This is a genomic window from Enterococcus sp. FDAARGOS_375, assembly GCF_002393265.1.
Taxonomy (GTDB): domain Bacteria; phylum Bacillota; class Bacilli; order Lactobacillales; family Enterococcaceae; genus Enterococcus_D; species Enterococcus_D innesii.
Genome location: NZ_CP023515.1, coordinates 2570721 through 2586465, shown reverse-complemented (window position 1 = coordinate 2586465; position 15745 = coordinate 2570721). Strand labels below are relative to the sequence as shown.

The 15745-nt window shown below is 39.8% G+C and carries 20 protein-coding genes; 5 read left to right on the top strand and 15 right to left on the bottom strand.

Translation table 11 applies throughout. From position 1 onward, the window contains the following. Window positions 1–73: 73 nt before the first annotated feature. Window positions 74–505 carry a hypothetical protein gene (locus CO692_RS13665; RefSeq protein ID WP_096742461.1) on the bottom strand — a complete coding sequence of 144 codons (432 nt, stop codon included), beginning with the start codon at window positions 503–505 and terminating at the stop codon, window positions 74–76. Window positions 506–552: 47 nt separating this feature from the next. Between CO692_RS13665 and CO692_RS13660 the strand changes: the two genes are divergently transcribed. Continuing rightward, the gene (locus CO692_RS13660; RefSeq protein ID WP_096742460.1) at window positions 553–924 is read left to right on the top strand and encodes a hypothetical protein; all 372 of its coding nucleotides are present in this window, start codon (window positions 553–555) and stop codon (window positions 922–924) included. 105 nt (window positions 925–1029) lie between these two features. Here the strand turns inward: CO692_RS13660 and CO692_RS13655 are convergent, their stop codons facing one another. The 3 genes from CO692_RS13655 to CO692_RS13645 all read right to left on the bottom strand — a co-directional run bounded on the left by CO692_RS13655 (window position 1030) and on the right by CO692_RS13645 (window position 2364). After that, a complete protein-coding gene (locus CO692_RS13655; protein WP_096742459.1) occupies window positions 1030–1722 on the bottom strand; it encodes a Rha family transcriptional regulator in 693 nt (230 codons plus the stop codon). Between the two features lie 14 nt (window positions 1723–1736). Continuing rightward, window positions 1737–2057 carry a DUF771 domain-containing protein gene (locus CO692_RS13650; RefSeq protein ID WP_096742458.1) on the bottom strand — a complete coding sequence of 107 codons (321 nt, stop codon included), beginning with the start codon at window positions 2055–2057 and terminating at the stop codon, window positions 1737–1739. A gap of 97 nt (window positions 2058–2154) precedes the next feature. Further along, complete coding sequence (locus CO692_RS13645; protein ID WP_081116257.1) at window positions 2155–2364, bottom strand: helix-turn-helix transcriptional regulator; 210 nt, start codon at window positions 2362–2364, stop codon at window positions 2155–2157. A 126-nt stretch (window positions 2365–2490) separates the two neighbouring features. On the opposite strand from CO692_RS13645, the gene CO692_RS13640 reads away from it, so the two are divergent. The 3 genes from CO692_RS13640 to CO692_RS13630 all read left to right on the top strand — a co-directional run bounded on the left by CO692_RS13640 (window position 2491) and on the right by CO692_RS13630 (window position 4524). Then, window positions 2491–2817 (top strand): helix-turn-helix domain-containing protein, encoded by a 327-nt coding sequence (locus CO692_RS13640; RefSeq protein ID WP_081116258.1) that lies wholly within the window; start codon window positions 2491–2493, stop codon window positions 2815–2817. A gap of 17 nt (window positions 2818–2834) precedes the next feature. Next, a complete protein-coding gene (locus tag CO692_RS13635) occupies window positions 2835–3302 on the top strand; it encodes an ImmA/IrrE family metallo-endopeptidase (RefSeq protein WP_096742457.1) in 468 nt (155 codons plus the stop codon). A 100-nt stretch (window positions 3303–3402) separates the two neighbouring features. Continuing rightward, window positions 3403–4524 (top strand): tyrosine-type recombinase/integrase, encoded by a 1122-nt coding sequence (locus tag CO692_RS13630; protein WP_096742456.1) that lies wholly within the window; start codon window positions 3403–3405, stop codon window positions 4522–4524. Window positions 4525–4726: 202 nt separating this feature from the next. Here the strand turns inward: CO692_RS13630 and eis are convergent, their stop codons facing one another. The 11 genes from eis to sfsA form a co-directional block, all read right to left on the bottom strand. After that, complete coding sequence (gene eis, locus CO692_RS13625; RefSeq protein ID WP_096742455.1) at window positions 4727–5908, bottom strand: enhanced intracellular survival protein Eis; 1182 nt, start codon at window positions 5906–5908, stop codon at window positions 4727–4729. A gap of 60 nt (window positions 5909–5968) precedes the next feature. Beyond that, entirely contained in the window at window positions 5969–6382 is a 414-nt protein-coding gene (locus CO692_RS13620) for a DUF3284 domain-containing protein (RefSeq protein WP_086292815.1), read from the bottom strand. Next, window positions 6382–6567: a DUF3188 domain-containing protein gene (locus CO692_RS13615; RefSeq protein ID WP_010749336.1), complete on the bottom strand. Its 186-nt coding sequence runs from the start codon at window positions 6565–6567 to the stop codon at window positions 6382–6384. The genes CO692_RS13620 and CO692_RS13615 overlap by 1 nt, the downstream gene beginning before the upstream one ends. Before the next feature lie 42 nt (window positions 6568–6609). Continuing rightward, a complete protein-coding gene (locus CO692_RS13610; RefSeq protein ID WP_081118753.1) occupies window positions 6610–6831 on the bottom strand; it encodes a hypothetical protein in 222 nt (73 codons plus the stop codon). Window positions 6832–6918: 87 nt separating this feature from the next. Then, entirely contained in the window at window positions 6919–8334 is a 1416-nt protein-coding gene (locus tag CO692_RS13605; RefSeq protein WP_371179804.1) for a PTS sugar transporter subunit IIC, read from the bottom strand. A gap of 102 nt (window positions 8335–8436) precedes the next feature. After that, window positions 8437–8754: a PTS lactose/cellobiose transporter subunit IIA gene (locus tag CO692_RS13600; RefSeq protein ID WP_005229473.1), complete on the bottom strand. Its 318-nt coding sequence runs from the start codon at window positions 8752–8754 to the stop codon at window positions 8437–8439. A gap of 38 nt (window positions 8755–8792) precedes the next feature. Continuing rightward, the gene (locus CO692_RS13595; protein ID WP_005229471.1) at window positions 8793–9110 is read right to left on the bottom strand and encodes a PTS sugar transporter subunit IIB; all 318 of its coding nucleotides are present in this window, start codon (window positions 9108–9110) and stop codon (window positions 8793–8795) included. A 134-nt stretch (window positions 9111–9244) separates the two neighbouring features. After that, window positions 9245–11959: a sigma 54-interacting transcriptional regulator gene (locus tag CO692_RS13590; protein WP_096742454.1), complete on the bottom strand. Its 2715-nt coding sequence runs from the start codon at window positions 11957–11959 to the stop codon at window positions 9245–9247. 66 nt (window positions 11960–12025) lie between these two features. Next, window positions 12026–13300 (bottom strand): DEAD/DEAH box helicase, encoded by a 1275-nt coding sequence (locus CO692_RS13585; protein ID WP_086338054.1) that lies wholly within the window; start codon window positions 13298–13300, stop codon window positions 12026–12028. Window positions 13301–13314: 14 nt separating this feature from the next. Continuing rightward, window positions 13315–14316 (bottom strand): Gfo/Idh/MocA family protein, encoded by a 1002-nt coding sequence (locus CO692_RS13580; RefSeq protein ID WP_096742453.1) that lies wholly within the window; start codon window positions 14314–14316, stop codon window positions 13315–13317. 18 nt (window positions 14317–14334) lie between these two features. Continuing rightward, a complete protein-coding gene (sfsA, locus tag CO692_RS13575) occupies window positions 14335–15060 on the bottom strand; it encodes a DNA/RNA nuclease SfsA (protein WP_096742452.1) in 726 nt (241 codons plus the stop codon). Window positions 15061–15242: 182 nt separating this feature from the next. Here sfsA and CO692_RS13570 point away from each other — a divergent pair, with 182 nt between their 5' ends. Continuing rightward, window positions 15243–15587: a DUF4828 domain-containing protein gene (locus tag CO692_RS13570; protein WP_077452604.1), complete on the top strand. Its 345-nt coding sequence runs from the start codon at window positions 15243–15245 to the stop codon at window positions 15585–15587. The last annotated feature ends 158 nt before the right edge of the window (window positions 15588–15745 follow it).

Below are 15745 nucleotides of genomic sequence, written 5' to 3'. Positions count from 1 at the left end.
TCTTCTTTTGTTGATACGGTGTGCTGTATTGTCAATCCACTATCTTCCTCAACTGATATAGTGATTCTTTTAATCATTTCCCCAGCTCCCCTACTTTTTGATCCGTATACTGCCGTAACTCGCTCACACGCTGTTCTAACTGCTCCTTGTCGTTTTGTACTGTGGATAGTTGTTGACGCAAGCTATCGGCTTCCTGTTGCTTTGTAGCGATCTCCTGTTGCTTTTGTTCGATCTCCCGTTGCTTGGCTTCAATTTCCTTCTGCTTGTCCGATTTGATTTGCTCAATTTCGGCTTTCAGCTGCTCCTGTGTGAGAATGTTGTTGGATAGCTGTGATTCGAGTTCTGACACACGTTGCGACTTCGTTTGTCCGTATTGTAGGACTGTGTTGAAGTTTGCCTTGATCGTGTCCAAGTCCTGAAATGCGTTACTTGCTGCATAGCCGATAACTCCGCTACCTAGTGCTAGTCCGATTATTGCTGTTGTTTTTGCTAGTTTGTTTTTCAATGTGATTGCTCCTTTGGTATAATTGTTTAAAAACTGGTGGTGTTGGCATGAATGAACGTTTATCAAAAAATGAATTAGAAATTTTAAAATATTTATCATCACGTCAAGGATTTTATGAATCAGCTATGTCTCTTACAACTGTTGAAAGTCTTGCAATAAAATTTCAAATAGATTCATTTGAATTAAGAGATTGCATCAAACATTTAACAGAAATTAGATTCATAGAAGAAAAAACTGAAAAAAACGAAAATGATGAAGTAAAGAAGTATTATGCTCCCACTACACAAGGTAAGAATTATCTTGAATTCTTAGAAACAGATCATCAAGAAAAATTAAAGTGGAGCATACAAGTTCCAATCGCTGTTGCTGTTGTAACCACTCTTCTGGTAAATTTAATTACTTACTTATTTCAAAAGTAGCTGGAAAATAAGATTTATAATTAATGAACTGATAACAGATACCACTATGACTTTTGCCTTATCTTTTTTATTCACCCTAGCCCCTCCTTCCGCGTGGGGTTATTTTTAATCCAGTAGATCCATTTGACGGACGATCGTTTTTGTTGCTGTGCTTGGTTCCCAATCTGTGATGTAATCAAGTACCTTCTGGAAGTGTTTCTGCCGTAGCTGAGTTCTTGTACTCACACCTGTGATTTTCTTGACGCCTGAGTTGATGTCCTTGTGTAGCTCTCCTCGTTGGCTATTTGTGACTTTCCCGAAACCTCGTGCAACTTCTGCAACTCGCTGATTGATGCGGCGTGTGATGTAGCTGTAGTCGCCTGCACTTAGGACTGTGTTTTCTTCAAGATCAGTGACACGTTTCTCGACTTTGGCAACTTTCTCCTTTGTGCCTTTTTGAAATTCAAACATGAGTTCCAGCGCTTCTTCTGGTGTTTCTGGAATCTTAAGCGCTTGCTCCTTGATGTGTGATTCCATTTCGTTGAATCGTTCGATATAACTTAAGGCGAATTGTGTTCCCTTAGCTCCTGTCATTCTTGTTGCGTATAACTCGCAGCCTTTTTTCGTTAGTAGATAGTTTGGTAGGCTTCTGCCTGTTGAATCTTCATAAGTTGATTCGATGAATAAATCACTCGCCACACTTTTGTGGTCAGTCAGATGTTCAATTATCTTAGCAATATCTCTTAAAACTTGGTCATGCCGTCTGCCTACCATCACTGCTACTTCGTTGCTCGTCAATGTTCTTTCGATTGCTTGCATCTGTGTTCCTCCTTTTATTTAAGAATTTCTCCGAAGTTTTCTTCTAAAAATTCTAATGTTTTTGATTTCAAAAAAAGATACTTGTCGTTGCCCTCCCCTGGGTAATACACAAACCCTTCAGATGATTTTGAAATGTCGATTCTATTTCTATATCTAGGATTTTTTAAAACTTTCTGACTAAACCAATCATATTTTCTATTTATGCGATCAAGCACTTCTTTTAGCGTCATCCACCGACCTAAACTATCCGCTTGAAGCAACTCCTCGTACTCAACCTTAGAAATGATCACATAATCTTCAGGTACAGGTATCTTTGCTTCCAAAAATTGTTGCACGGGATCACTCTCCTATCATTAATTACATATTTAAAAAATAAAGTAATTATCACTTGCGTAATTGTTAATTACGTTTTATAATAAAAAAAGAAAGTTGTTAGTTCGAAAAATCATTTTCCCATAACTTTTCGAATGATGTTTCAAGCAATAAAGTTAGGTTGATCGCTAATTTAAAGCTTGGATCTACTCTGTTGGCTTCAATATTTCTGATGGTCGTTTCTGTTACACCAGACATTTCAGCTAATTTGCGCTGAGTGAGAGATTTAGATTTACGTGCCTCTTTAAAAGGCAATCTAGGGTTACACATTTTATCACCTCTATTCATATCAAATTTACGTAACTGCCAATTACACTTTTGATTATAAATGGTAAATGATAATTACGCAACCCTTTTCTTTATTTTTTCTTTAAAAATAACTAAGAGGAGATTATTATGAGTACATTTGCATTGAGATTAAAGGAATTAAGATCGAATAAAAAAATGTCACAAAAAGAACTTGCTGACTTTTTAGGGATGAAAAGAGAGAATATATCTAATTATGAACGAGGAACCGTAACTAAAATCCCTAGTGATGTATTAGAGAAACTTTCATCGCTTTTCGGCGTGTCGGTTGATTATTTATTGGGTAGAGAAGACTTTGAGAGAAAATTAGGTGCCCACGGAGAGCTTTTAGCCGCTCATATTGACGATGATGTTTCGGAAGAAGATATGGATGATATTTTAAGATATATAGAATTCAGAAAGAATAATCCTTTATAAGATAAGCAGGTGGAATGATGCAGGTTTATGAGGAATTAATGGCGAGTTATCCATATCTAGATTTCAAGTTTGACCCCCTAATGCCAGAAAAACACAAAGGTTTGATTATGGGCGAAACTGTTTATATAAATCCAAATCAGGAATATAAAGAATTAAATGTTACTGTGGCTGAAGAAATTGCGCACTACTTAACTGGATCAGGGAATATAATCGCACAAGATTCAATCGAGAAACGTAAGCAAGAGCGATTAGCGAGAGATATAGGCGCTGCAATACTAGTAACACCTAAAGATATAATTGATTGCTTTGAAACTGGATGTAAAAGCGTTTGGGAATGTGCAGAACATTTGAACATTACTGATCAGGCATTCAAAGATGCTGTGAAGTTCTATGCTAGGAAGTTTAGAGGGATTATGACAGAAGATAATCATATTATTATTTTTAGAGAAGACGGAACTGTAAGTGTATTTAAATCAGTTCAATAAAAAAGCACGCTCCACTTTCGACGGGAGAGCGCGCAAAAACAAATAAACAGTAGGCTTATTTGGTCATGCCTATTGTATCAAAGTTGAGGAGTTGAATCAATTGGCAGTAAGAAAGCGTGGCAAATCATGGCAATTTGAAATATCATATAAAAAAGCTACTGGTGAATATAGCAAAATAAGAAAAGGTGGCTTTAAAACTAAATCCGAAGCCAAGGAATCCGAAATAGAAATGTCTTACAACTTAGGACGAGGATATCAGGCTGACAAAAATAGCCTTACACTATATGATTTTTTCAAGAACTGGATAGAATTGTATAAAGAAAATTATGTATCTGAAATAACTTACAAGAAATATTTAAACACATTGAGTGCTATAAAAGAATTGTTTCCTTATACCACATTATCAAGCCTAGATAAAGCAAACTATCAAAAATCGTTAAATAATTACGCTAAAACACATGCCAGATCTACAACTGCTAAATTAAACAATCATATAAAATCAGCGCTAGATGATGCGGTAGAACAAGGATTAATTCTCAGGAATCCCACTTATAACGTAGTGATTAAAGGACTTCCTAGCAAGCCTACAGAGAATAAATACCTTAACTACGACGAGTTTCAGGCACTAATGCAACTCTTAGAGACTCGAATAAATCCCACCTATGCATCCCCATTCTTGCTTTTCTTTGCTGGGGCAACAGGTATGCGATTAGCTGAACTCATGGGATTAACATGGTCTGATATTGATTTTGATAATGGAATAGTAGATGTTAATAAGACGTGGCTTTATAAGTTAAACAAATTCGGACCAACTAAAAATCCATCATCGATAAGAAAAATTCCGATCGACAACAAAACATTATCTATTCTAAAAAAATATAAAAGCGATCAGGAGCAACTTATTAGTAACATCGGTATTGATAATCCTAATAATTTTATTTTTTTTAATATTAAGAATGGCCCGGTCTCACAAAACGCTGTAACAAAACAGTTACGAGTAAGGTTAAAAGAACTTGGTATAGATAAGCCACTTAGCATACACGGATTGCGCCATACACATGCTTCGGTGCTTTTATATAAAGGAGTAAACATACTATCAGTTTCAAAAAGATTAGGACATGCTGATATCAACACAACTATGAAAACATATTTGCATACAATAAAAGAGTTAGAAGAAAAGGATAATACCGCTATTAAAAACATCATGGAAAATATCTACTAACTATGTGCCAAATTCGTGCCAAATTTTCCCGATTGCTATCCGTTTCTAGCTAACTGATTATTATTATTAAAAGCAAAACGTCCCCCGCCGACCACAGTCGAATGCTGTAATCGTTGGCAGGGAACGTTTTTTGAAGAAAAAGATTCCTTATTTTTAAGGAATCTTTTTTTGTTAGAAAGTGAATGCGTCTGTGTCGATTGGCTTAGAAATAATCTTCCAGAATCGGCTTTCCGTCTGGTAAGTTTTCCTGAATCATCACTGCAGCTTCCTTCTCCGTTTCCATTTGCTGGAAAAAGACCAAAGAGTCGAGGGATTGTGCCTGCATGAACAGCTGCACAAAACGCTGAATCGACAAGGTTGCTTTTGGCAGCTTGGTAGCCGTCGTTTTCGTGACCTGATGCTGAGCGTTTTCGATTGTCACTTCATAACAGCCATTATTCCATGGGGCATATTCATCCCCTTGAATTTCTATGGCAAAACCGCCGGCTTTTTTCAATGTGAATGGATAACTTTTTAGAAACCCTTCCACATCGATGACGCGCGCCATCATGTCCGGGCGCACTTGGTAGTGAGCCAATGGTTTGGCCGCGTTTGCTTGTAGGACTTCCCCATCAAACCCTGGTCGATAGTTAATCTGTGCTACTGAATCTGCATGAGAGACGATAAACCGATTAAATCCTTGATACGCATCAGCGGTCAAATAGCCCCACTCTTGAATATCGAAACGTCCCCCATCGATAAAGTAAATCAAGTAGCCTTCAGGGACCCCTGCTTCATTGCGATAAATCGCAAACGTATACGGTCGGCGCAAAACAAACTTGATTTCTTCCCACCAGGGTTGGCGAATCAGCCCGCCTTTTTGATGGCGCGGCAATTGATGATAAATCTCGTGAATGATCGGCTGTGCTTCCTCCCAATTCATGCGTTGAATCGTTCCATTCACTTTCTTGTTATCGGGCCATTGATGCGCATCGACTTCATAAACCGTCCGTTCAAAAGTGTACTCATACCCATATCTACGATAAAACGCAAAGGAGAAAGGTGACAGATAGGAAAGAACGATTTTTTGTTCATAGCAATCTTTAATGATTTGTTTCATGATCCGATCGATCCGACCTTGGCTGCGATACTCTGGATACGAAGCCACAAAACCGATCCCTGCCATTGGATAGGTCGTTCCATGAAAATTCACATCAAAAATCGTTGCCATGATTTGGCTCGCTAATTTTCCATCCCCATCGTAGGAACCATAATTCCAAGAATTTTCCGCAAGCTTACGATAGCGCTTGATATTTGTTTCATTCAATTCCCACTGAAAGGCATAAGAAACCAAGTCCAGTACTTCTTGCGAACCAAATTCGGTCATTTTTTTGACATCTGTCATTGCTTCATCTCCTCTACTTAAAAACACGCAAGAAACGCAAAAAAGGCGTCAGTCGACCCCTTAATATGCTTCTTCCATCATACTCAACATTTTTTTAAACTGCTTGCGTTTGAAATATCCTAGAATCGTGCCTAAGAGCATGTCATTTAATTGCTGCATGAAGCCATGTGATTTCATGGTTTCCGTATAAATGACTTTGCTACTCTTTCCATCAAGTGGCGTTACTTCATAGCGAGCGACAAATTCATTTTTTGTCGTTTCTGTTTTGAATTGATAAACTTGATTTTCAATGATTTCTTCGATTTCGATCTTCGCACGACTCGTAGTAGAAAATTCCTTTACATATTGAAATCCTGCCAGTTGCTTTCTAGAAAGTGTTTTTCCAGTTGCTTTTCGTATGTCAAAGATAACAGAATCCATAATTTGATCGTAAAAGACATTTGCTGGAATCGATAAATCTTTTTCAATTCTCATTAAGACTTCCTCCTATCTGACTCTTCGGCTTTCTTCTTTCCTTTCATGAACAGAAGACTGCCAGAAATAAGCAAGAAAATACCTGTTGTAAAACTGAATATATCTAACTGCTGATTACTTGGATTCATACTGTATAGGACTACGAGTAGACCGATACTACATATAAACAAGCCGTTTTTTATCATTTTCAATCATCCTATCTATTCGTTGATCCACAGAGAACCTACTCAAACACTAACTGCTTGAAAGTATAAAACAGAACCCCAAGGCTGTGCTTTGATCAATTCTTTTGCTTTTTTTGCCGCCGCTTCTGAATCGGAAGCTGTCGTAGTAAAAATAAGTTTAATTCCTTGTTTTTCTTTGAATGTAAAAGACATTCCATCTTCGTTATATCCTTCAAGTAATTCTTTGATGGCATCTTGCTGCATTGCACTTGCTATTGAAATCATATTCTTTTCCTCCTAAATAATCAATAATAAAAGGAGGAACTGCTTTACTTCAAGCGAAGCCATAGCAGTTCCTCACAATCTACAGGTCTATTCGCCTAGTTTTGGATCAATTTTATTTGCTGAAATAACGAATGGCGCCCAAATGAAGAATGTAACGACCATACATACCAACGTTACGATTGGGGCACGCCAGTCAGCTCCTGTTGCCAAGAATGATAGCAACATTGGTGGAACGACCCACGTTACTTGTTGTGAAACAGGTGCTACTAAACCAAAGTACGTTGCTAACCAACCGATTGAAGTGGCTACTAGCGGAGCAATAATGAACGGAATAAACATGATCGCATTCAATACGATTGGCAGACCGAACATTACCGGCTCATTAATATTAAACACACCAGGTCCGATTGACAATTTTGCAACAGTTAGATAATCCGCACGTTTTGATAGGATCAAAATAGCAATCAGCAATACAATTGTACCGCCTGAACCGCCAAACCAAGCAAATGAGTCAAAGGATCCGCGTACCCACATATATGCCTTGCCATCTTCGATTGCGGCAAGAACCGCGTTTGTACCGGTTTGTCCTTCATATCCTTTTTGGAAAATATCGATATTGATCAACTGCGCTTGTCCCCAAATACCTTCTAAAACTGGAGCTAGTACGTTTGGACCATGGATTCCGAAGAACCAGAAAATTTGAACAAAAACAGTTACGATCAGTACTGCACCAAGCCCTTGAGACAAGCCTAGGAATGGTTCTGCAATATATTTTTGGACAAGATCAATAATTAATTGTCCATCAGTCAGTTTACCGACAATAAAGTTAATAATAGCAATGACATATAAGGCAATTGTTGCCGGCAAAATCGCAGCGAACGCTTTCGATACTGCTGGCGGTACTGAATCAGGCATTTTGATAGTAATATCAGCTAACATCAATTTACAGAAAATAATAACTGAAATAGCCCCCATGATCATTACGGTAAAATAAGCGTTTCCGTTTAGATGATCGAGTTTCAACCAACCCCATCCACCTGCTGTAATTGCATCTGCTGTTGCAGACCATCCGGAAGTTGCTGACCCAGCATTGATTTCATCCATCAAAGCTGTTGGAACAGCTGTCGCCACAGAAGTGCTGTATGAAAAAGCAATTCCTTGAATCAGTGTCGCTACTCCAACGATCCCACCTGCGAGATCATTCACTCGATAAGCACGAGCCAGATTATATCCCCAAGAAAAGGCAAATACTAAACCAGCAACAGCCAATGTACCATTCCATACGAAGCCATTGATACTAATAATTTCACGAATAACTGGAATGGTACTGGCATCATAACTCGGCCAAAATTGCGGTGGTAAGTCACGAATGATTGCGTTGATCATTACTGCGATCGAACCAGCCATAGTAGCAGGCATTGTTCCAATAAAGGCATCACGTAATGCAACTAAGTGCTTCTGGGCTCCAATTTTTGCAGCTACAGGGAGAATGTACTTCTCCATCCAACTTGTTAATCCATCCATTCTTAATTCCTCCTATAAGTTCTATTCGTCAAAGAAGATTTTTTGATTCATCGACAATAACTACTTCTATCCGTTCAAAGATTATTCGTTATTTAGACGTCGATAGACATCAATGATTTCTTTCGCTAAATCGGTAAATGCGATTGACGTCATTAGGTGATCTTGTGAATGCACAGTCAACAATGTCACAGTCATATGATTGCCTTGCGCTTCTTGTGTCAACAATCCTGTTTGCGAATGATGCGCTTCCACAAGAGATGCTTCAGCATCTTTGATTTTTTGGTCAGCTAATTCGAAGTCCCCTTCTTTTGCTGCCGCGATTGCTTCCATTGCGTCACTTTTTGCATTACCACCATACATGATCAATCCCATAATGGCTTCCAAATTTTGCTCATCCATCTTTAAAAATCCTCCTTACACTTCGATCCTAAAAAATCTTAGTTCATTAATGTTTCTGCTTGTTGCAATACTTTTTCGCCGTTCATCATGCCATAGTCTGCCATGTTGATCACGTCCAAAGGAATGCCTTTTGGTGCTAATTTTTGTTCAAATTGTGATTTCATGAAACGTACTTGTGGTCCTAACAATAGAACATCGACTGGTTTTGACTCCAAATGTTGGTCGGCTTCTGAAGCTGAAACAGCAAAGATATCTGCTTCCATTCCTTTAGCTTCGGCTGCTTTTTGCATTTTTGTCACCAATAGACTGGTACTCATTCCTGCTGAACAAACTAGCATAATCGTTTTTTTCGCCATCGCGTATCTGCTCCTTTCTGTTGTAAGTTACACTTTACTATAAAGCAAAAAGCGTGCCAAAAAAAAATAAGTTCAGACCTTTATCTATCAATGGTCTGAACCAATTTCTTATTTACACACTCACGTTTTTTCCGTTACACACTAAGATTGTGTGCGGATTCATCATAATTTTTGATTTTGTTTTCTAAAAACATTTGAGTTAAATAGGCGATCTCATCTTCAGAAAATTTGATTTGGTAATTTTTTTCAATTTGTAATAAATGGGTTCGTAAAACATCCATTTCGATTCGGTACCGTTTTTGGAAAGTAGTCAGGTTGGCGAAAGTACGGGAAGGTTCCTTCTTCAATAAACTTTCTACCAAAAAGGCTAAATGAATGACTAATCCTGCATCGACGGTTGGTTCTACAATCACATGCAATTGATTTTGAATCTGATGAACGATGCGTTGCAGGCTCTCGATCAGATGATAGACGGACCCAACATGAGTTATCGTATTTTCCAATGAACGCACGATCTTTTCAATCGGGACTTCATCTGAAGCGATTCGTTTTAGCACATTCAAGCGATTGTCATCAAAAACATCATAGGCGGAGAAAAACGGAATGTTTTGATAATCGATCTCGACGGTGCCAGCAATGGCTTTGATCTCATATTCTTCTAGCAAGCCGTCAATATGTTTTTTGAAGGTTTCTTTTTCAATAAACTGCATTTGGATGATCTCGACTTTTGACTGATCAACGACGGGATAAATTCGTTGATAAAGTTTGGCAGCGACACCTTCCCCAGTAAAGCAAGTAACGATGACTGCCTTTTTATTTCCTTTTGCTTCACGAACCGTACGGAACTGTTCTTGTACGATGGTTTCAAAAGAACGCTGAATGTTTTGGTAGACGTCTTCTAAACTGCGCCCACTCTCTGCCATCCGCAAGGCTTCTAAAACAATCATCGTACTGACCATCGAAATAGCTTTCGTACGAATCCCCGTCTCTTCGGAAATCAAATTCGCAAAGGAATTGAGGGAGCCCATATCGGTTAAAAGCAATAAGCCATTGCTCATCTTCTCTTTGTTTTCATTGATATAATTCAACAGCTGGTCATACATTTGCCCGACTTCCATATCCAAAGACATATTCATTGCCTTGCCATGGTCGGTCTCCAGCAGCTCTTGGGCTGTCTCCAACATACTGCTGGCAGTTGCCTTGCCATGCATCAAGACAATGATCTCGATTTTTTCAAGGGGCAAAGGCGAAGGTTGTTTGACTTGAATCGCTAAAAACATACTGATAAAGCCAATTTCATCAAATGGGATCTCGACATGACGTTCTTCTTCAATGATCGTCGATAAATCCATTGCCACTTGAAATTCGGATTTTAAGTTTTTTCTAACCGTGTTCAAATCCGGATGAACGATCATATGTCCCTCTTTAACACGTTCCAGCGTACTTTGCAAATGCAACGCAAAGGCAAAACGGGCTTTTTCACTATAAGTTCGATCTAACCTCTGTCCTGCCAAGTCATAAAGAACATTTGTCAGTTTCCAAATGTCTTCTGGAATCAATTCTTTATGAACAGGGTTTTGGATCAATTCTTCGACATATTTTTCAAAGTAGGCATCCACATCCTTAGAGATCAAGTTTTCTAAATCGACATTGGCTACGCCCGTTTCAATCAGTGAGCTGACTTTTTCTTCGATCTCGTTGTAAACTTGCATATTCCGTTGCGGATCACGAGACCAGACAACATCTGGGTCACCGGGTTCGAAACTCAGAAAGTCGCCTTTGCCATCTAAAAACCGATCCAAGCGTTCTGACATTTCTTTGATCTTCAACAAGCCTTTTTGAACTTGCAAGGAGCAATCGCCTTTTCGAATCAGCAGGTGTTTTTTTCCATAGGTCCGATAATGTAAGAATGCCTTCGCACAGACGAGTTTCAGGTCGCGCTTGATTTGACCGATGTTGCCTTCTGCATCATAGAGCATAAAGGCCAATATCGCATCTCGCTCGACATCGATCCGCTGATTTAGACGAGTCGCCTCTTGCTTGATAAACAAGGAAATGATTTCATACCGTTCATCTAGGGAACGACTTTCCACATTTGGCAAAGTAATAGCCATGGGAATTCGCCGATTGAAGGTCGTCAAAAAGGTTTCTGATGATTCCGTGGTAGCACCGATGATCTGCACAGCGGCTTCATGAACTTGGTTGCTTTCCCCTAATGGGCGGTAGATCCCTTTATCAATGAAGGTAAAGAGCATTTCTTGGCCTTCTGGCGGCAGTCGATGGATCTCATCCAAAAACAATATACCGCCATCGGCTTTTGCCATCAGTCCTGGACTATCTTCTGCAGCACCTGTGTAGGCGCCTTTTTTGATGCCAAAGATATGTCCAAACAATAATTGCGGATTTTGTGCATAATCCGCACAATTAAAGGACACGAAAGGAGCATCTTTTTCTAACATATTTGATTCAACCGCAAAGTGATACATACATTCAGCAAATAATGATTTACCCGTACCTGTCTCTCCAAAAATGATGGTATGAAGTCCTCTAGGCGGATATAAAATCGCTGCTTTGGCTTGCTGGATACTTACTTTTAAAGAAGCTTGAACCCCAACAAGACTTTCAAAACTCACTTCAGAGGAAACATCCACATGCACCGTTTCTTCTAATGGCTCATAAATGACGGGACGGCCGGAACGTTTGCCGATTTTCTTTTCTTTATAAAGCTCACTGAGATAACGGCTTGCATTGCTGCGATCGATTTGTAAGATTTTAGCGACATCAACTGCGGTCAACCCTTGCTTATGCAGTTCGATCGTTTGAAAAATCTCTTCTTTTCGCGAATTCATTCGATAGCCTCCTCATTTTTTTACACACTAATAATAAACAACGTTAATGGTAACACAAAAAGACGCTCAATGGCGTCTTTTTCCTTTGTCTTTTTGCTTTTTCGTCTTTTTCTTGCTCTTTTTGACAGGAGTGTGTAATTTTTCTGGCGTTTTCTTGGAAATTTTCTGCACACTTGCTGTTTTCGTTTCTTTCTTGCTTTCTTTTTCGACAACAGGTGCTTCTGTGTGTAACTGTCCCCCATGCAGATAAACTTCTTTGAGTTCTATGGACAACTGATTCGCGATTTTTTTCAAATCCTTCAACGAATGGTCTTGAACGATCGTGACGACGGTTCCTTCTTTGCCCATTCTCCCAACGCGTCCTGCGCGGTGTAAATAGGATTCTTTTTCTAAAGGGACTTCTGTATTGATCACGTAAGGCAAATCCACGACATCTAAGCCGCGAGAGGCGACATCGGTCGTCAATAGTTCCACTAGTTTTCCTTGACGAAAGCTCTCTAATGCACCTTTTCGTGCAAGTTTGTTTTGATCAGATGCCAGAGAGGCCACCGGCAAGCCATGAAACAATAGCTTTTCTTCCGCATTCCCCATTGTGCTTAATTCATTGAAGAAAACCAAGGCTTGAAAGTTTGGTAAATGAGCAAAGCGTCTTAAAGCATCCACGATTCGTCGTTGCGGATAGTTCAAATAGTAATGATGGATGACGCCTTTGCTCTGATCTTCTTGGGTAACATCAATGATCAGCGGCTCTTTTGACACGAATGGTCGAATCTCATCGATCACTTCGTTCGCGGTTGCTGAAAAGAAACTACGCTGGATTTGTTTTGGTAATGTTTGATTGATCTTGGCTGCCAGGGTGAAGGCACCCTCTTTCAATAATTGGTCAACCTCATCCAATACCAACGATTGCAGCTGCTGGGTCTTGATTTTTTTGGCTTTGATCAACTCTAACACACGGCCTGGGGTACCGATCAAGACCTCGGGTTTGTCTTTTAGTTTTTCCACTTGGCGTTTTGTACTTGCGCCGCCAATTAGCGGCAGAACGGTCAAACCAATGGCTTGGGCCCATTCCCGTGCTACTTCTGTGACTTGCATCGCTAATTCTTGTGAAGAAGTCAAAATCAACAGCTGATTGCCTTGCTTTTTTTCAACCTTCGTTAACAATGGCAAGAGATACGCCAACGTTTTACCTGAACCGGTCGGTGAGATTCCTATGACAGACGCGCCGTCTTTTAAAGGACCAAAGGTTTTTTCTTGGATCAAGGACGGTGCGTGATAACCTGCCGCTTGCCATTTTTCCTGCCAGACGTCTGGCAATTGTGTCAATTCAAATACTGTCATAAATGTTCCATTCCTTATTTTTTATCTGCATCAAAAATGATGTCGGCCTGCTTACGCATCAAAGAGACGGTTTCATTGACACTGCGGGCAAGTTCCACCCATTCCTCATAGCGTTGTCCTTGTTTCGGATCATCTTTGTTTTCAATGATGTCTGCAAAGTCTTGCGCTTCTTCGATCATCGGATTGTCTAAAGCAGCGACTGCTAATGGATGCGTTTGTTTTGTTTGGCGTTCATAAAATGCTGCTTCTTCAATAGCATTGACGGCATTCAAATCTAATGTCCCGTCTTCAAAATAAATTTCTGATCGTAACTCTGAATCAGCGATTTTGCCTGTTTGGATCGTGACATCAAAATCAGCATAGCGTAGCACAGCAGTCCCGATACCATCTACACCGGTCGGTAATTTGCGCGCAAAATAATGAACGTCCTGCGGTTTACCAAACCAAGCGACCGCCGCATATACTGGATACACACCCAAGTCGGCTAAAGCTCCGCCAGAAAAATGTGGAGAAAAGATATTTGGTTCCTCCCCAGCTAGTACAGCGTCATAACGAGACGAGTATTTCATATAAGAAAAGTTCGCCCCAAGAATGGCACCGCGTGTCGGTAAGAATTCGGCTACGGTTGAAAAACTCGCTTCATGAATGTTGCGAGCTGCTTCAAAGAATAAAACCTGTTGTTGGTTTGCTAGGTCAATGATCTCCGCCATTTCCTCTGGTGTCGAAAAGGCTGGCTTTTCCACAATGACATTTTTTCCTGCCAAAATACCTTGCTTGGCTTGTTCAAAGTGCAAACTATTCGGAGACGCGATGTAAACCGTGTCCATATGAGCTAAGCCAAAAAAAGTGTCCAGATCGGTCGCATACTCGATGTCTCCATATTTTTCTCCAAAGCGTTGTGCCGTTGCTAACTTTCTTGAGTATACGGCTACCAATTGATACCGTTTGGTTTCGTGGGCTGCTTGTACAAATTGATCGGTGATCCAATTTGTGCCGATAATCCCTAAATGAATCATGTGTTTTCCTTCTTTCTTCTATAGATTGGGGTCGTCAAATTCGACGTTCAAATCAAAAGGGATCGGTTCTTTGACCGCGATCATCCCTTGGTTTACCTGGCAATTATAAGCAAACACTTCGACACCTTTGCTTTGCGCTTCAGCGATCTTATCGGCCAGATCCGGCTGCATCTGTCGATGGATCGTGGCGCTTTGCACCACTTCAAATTGGATCATGAACAAAATCGCCGCATAATAGCCTGCTTCTTTGGCATGGATCAATTCATTGACGTGTTTCAAGCCGCGAATCGTTGGCGCATCTGGGAAGGCGCCGATTTGCTTGTTTTCAAGTGTCATTCCCTTGATTTCCAAAAAGCCTTTTTCTTGTTCATCTGTTTCAAAATAAAGATCGAATTTTGATGTCCCATAGACAACTTCCCTTCGCAAAAGCGAGATTCTCCCTTTGATATTCGGCAACTGGATCGTACCATCCAAGAGGCCTTCATAGCCTAATCGATTCGGTACTTGACTATCAATATTGATCCATTGGTCTTGTTTCTTGACTGAGATCAAGTCGTAATTGGTTTTGCGTTTCGGATTGTCCCAATATTGCAGGGTAACAAGCGCACCTTTGTGCAAGAGCTCTTTTCCTCGTCCGGTATTTTTTACATGGACGATTACTTCTTGATCGTCAACGAGACATCGGGCAATGAACCGGTTGTCTCGCACGAGAAATGTGGCTAAAAGGGTATTCGGATAATTCATTTTCTCACCTGCTCTTTTGAATCATAGCATATTTTGATAAAAACTTCTAAACTTCAAACTAAAGTACCATGCTTTTTTACCTTCTCATGGTATACTTATGGCAATTATTTTCTAGTGCGAAAAAGTGGACACCTGTCCACAAGGCGCAACTTGATGAATCGTAAATGATAGGACGTGTATAAATGAAGAAAAGGTCTATTTTGATTGGTTTATCTCTTGCAACGGGCGTGGTCAGCTCTTTGCTGCTGCGAAAAGAAAAACAAAAAAATGAGAATCGCCAGAATTTCATTGGTAATTGGCGTTTTACTTCCAAGACAAAAGAAGATGTCACGTTAGAAATAGCCAATGACTATTCATTGACCATCGAAGGCAAGCCTTTGACTGCTTCCATCGTTGAATTGACTCCGACGCGGTTAGTTTTACTGGACACATTTGGCTATCATTTAGTTCTTGAACAAAAAGGCTCCGTCATTACTTTATATGATGAAGCAGAAGATTGCCACTATTCTTTGACAAAAATCATCTAAGATCGCTGAGAAAGCCAAGTTCATGTTTTCTTCACATTTTCTTCGGTCAATTCTCAGACTTTTTATCAGCATTTCTTGGCAATCCATGCTATCATTAACTTAACAAGTGGTTGAACAAGGTGTTCCGTTGAGTGATGTTTGATCGTTCATAGATTAAG

Bases quoted from the DNA above. Each gene is read 5' to 3' on its own strand.
- CO692_RS13600 (WP_005229473.1), bottom strand. From the start codon at position 8,754: ATGGATGAGCAAAATTTGGAAGCCATTATGGGATTGATCATGTATGGT.
- CO692_RS13585 (WP_086338054.1), bottom strand. From the start codon at position 13,300: ATGACAGTATTTGAATTGACACAATTGCCAGACGTCTGGCAGGAAAAA.
- CO692_RS13570 (WP_077452604.1), top strand. From the start codon at position 15,243: ATGAAGAAAAGGTCTATTTTGATTGGTTTATCTCTTGCAACGGGCGTG.
- CO692_RS13610 (WP_081118753.1), bottom strand. From the start codon at position 6,831: ATGATTTCAATAGCAAGTGCAATGCAGCAAGATGCCATCAAAGAATTA.
- CO692_RS13605 (WP_371179804.1), bottom strand. From the start codon at position 8,334: ATGGAGAAGTACATTCTCCCTGTAGCTGCAAAAATTGGAGCCCAGAAG.
- CO692_RS13595 (WP_005229471.1), bottom strand. From the start codon at position 9,110: ATGGCGAAAAAAACGATTATGCTAGTTTGTTCAGCAGGAATGAGTACC.
- CO692_RS13580 (WP_096742453.1), bottom strand. From the start codon at position 14,316: ATGATTCATTTAGGGATTATCGGCACAAATTGGATCACCGATCAATTT.
- CO692_RS13660 (WP_096742460.1), top strand. From the start codon at position 553: ATGAATGAACGTTTATCAAAAAATGAATTAGAAATTTTAAAATATTTA.
- CO692_RS13635 (WP_096742457.1), top strand. From the start codon at position 2,835: ATGCAGGTTTATGAGGAATTAATGGCGAGTTATCCATATCTAGATTTC.
- CO692_RS13615 (WP_010749336.1), bottom strand. From the start codon at position 6,567: ATGATAAAAAACGGCTTGTTTATATGTAGTATCGGTCTACTCGTAGTC.
- eis (WP_096742455.1), bottom strand. From the start codon at position 5,908: ATGACAGATGTCAAAAAAATGACCGAATTTGGTTCGCAAGAAGTACTG.
- sfsA (WP_096742452.1), bottom strand. From the start codon at position 15,060: ATGAATTATCCGAATACCCTTTTAGCCACATTTCTCGTGCGAGACAAC.
- CO692_RS13620 (WP_086292815.1), bottom strand. From the start codon at position 6,382: ATGAGAATTGAAAAAGATTTATCGATTCCAGCAAATGTCTTTTACGAT.
- CO692_RS13655 (WP_096742459.1), bottom strand. From the start codon at position 1,722: ATGCAAGCAATCGAAAGAACATTGACGAGCAACGAAGTAGCAGTGATG.
- CO692_RS13640 (WP_081116258.1), top strand. From the start codon at position 2,491: ATGAGTACATTTGCATTGAGATTAAAGGAATTAAGATCGAATAAAAAA.
- CO692_RS13590 (WP_096742454.1), bottom strand. From the start codon at position 11,959: ATGAATTCGCGAAAAGAAGAGATTTTTCAAACGATCGAACTGCATAAG.
- CO692_RS13645 (WP_081116257.1), bottom strand. From the start codon at position 2,364: ATGTGTAACCCTAGATTGCCTTTTAAAGAGGCACGTAAATCTAAATCT.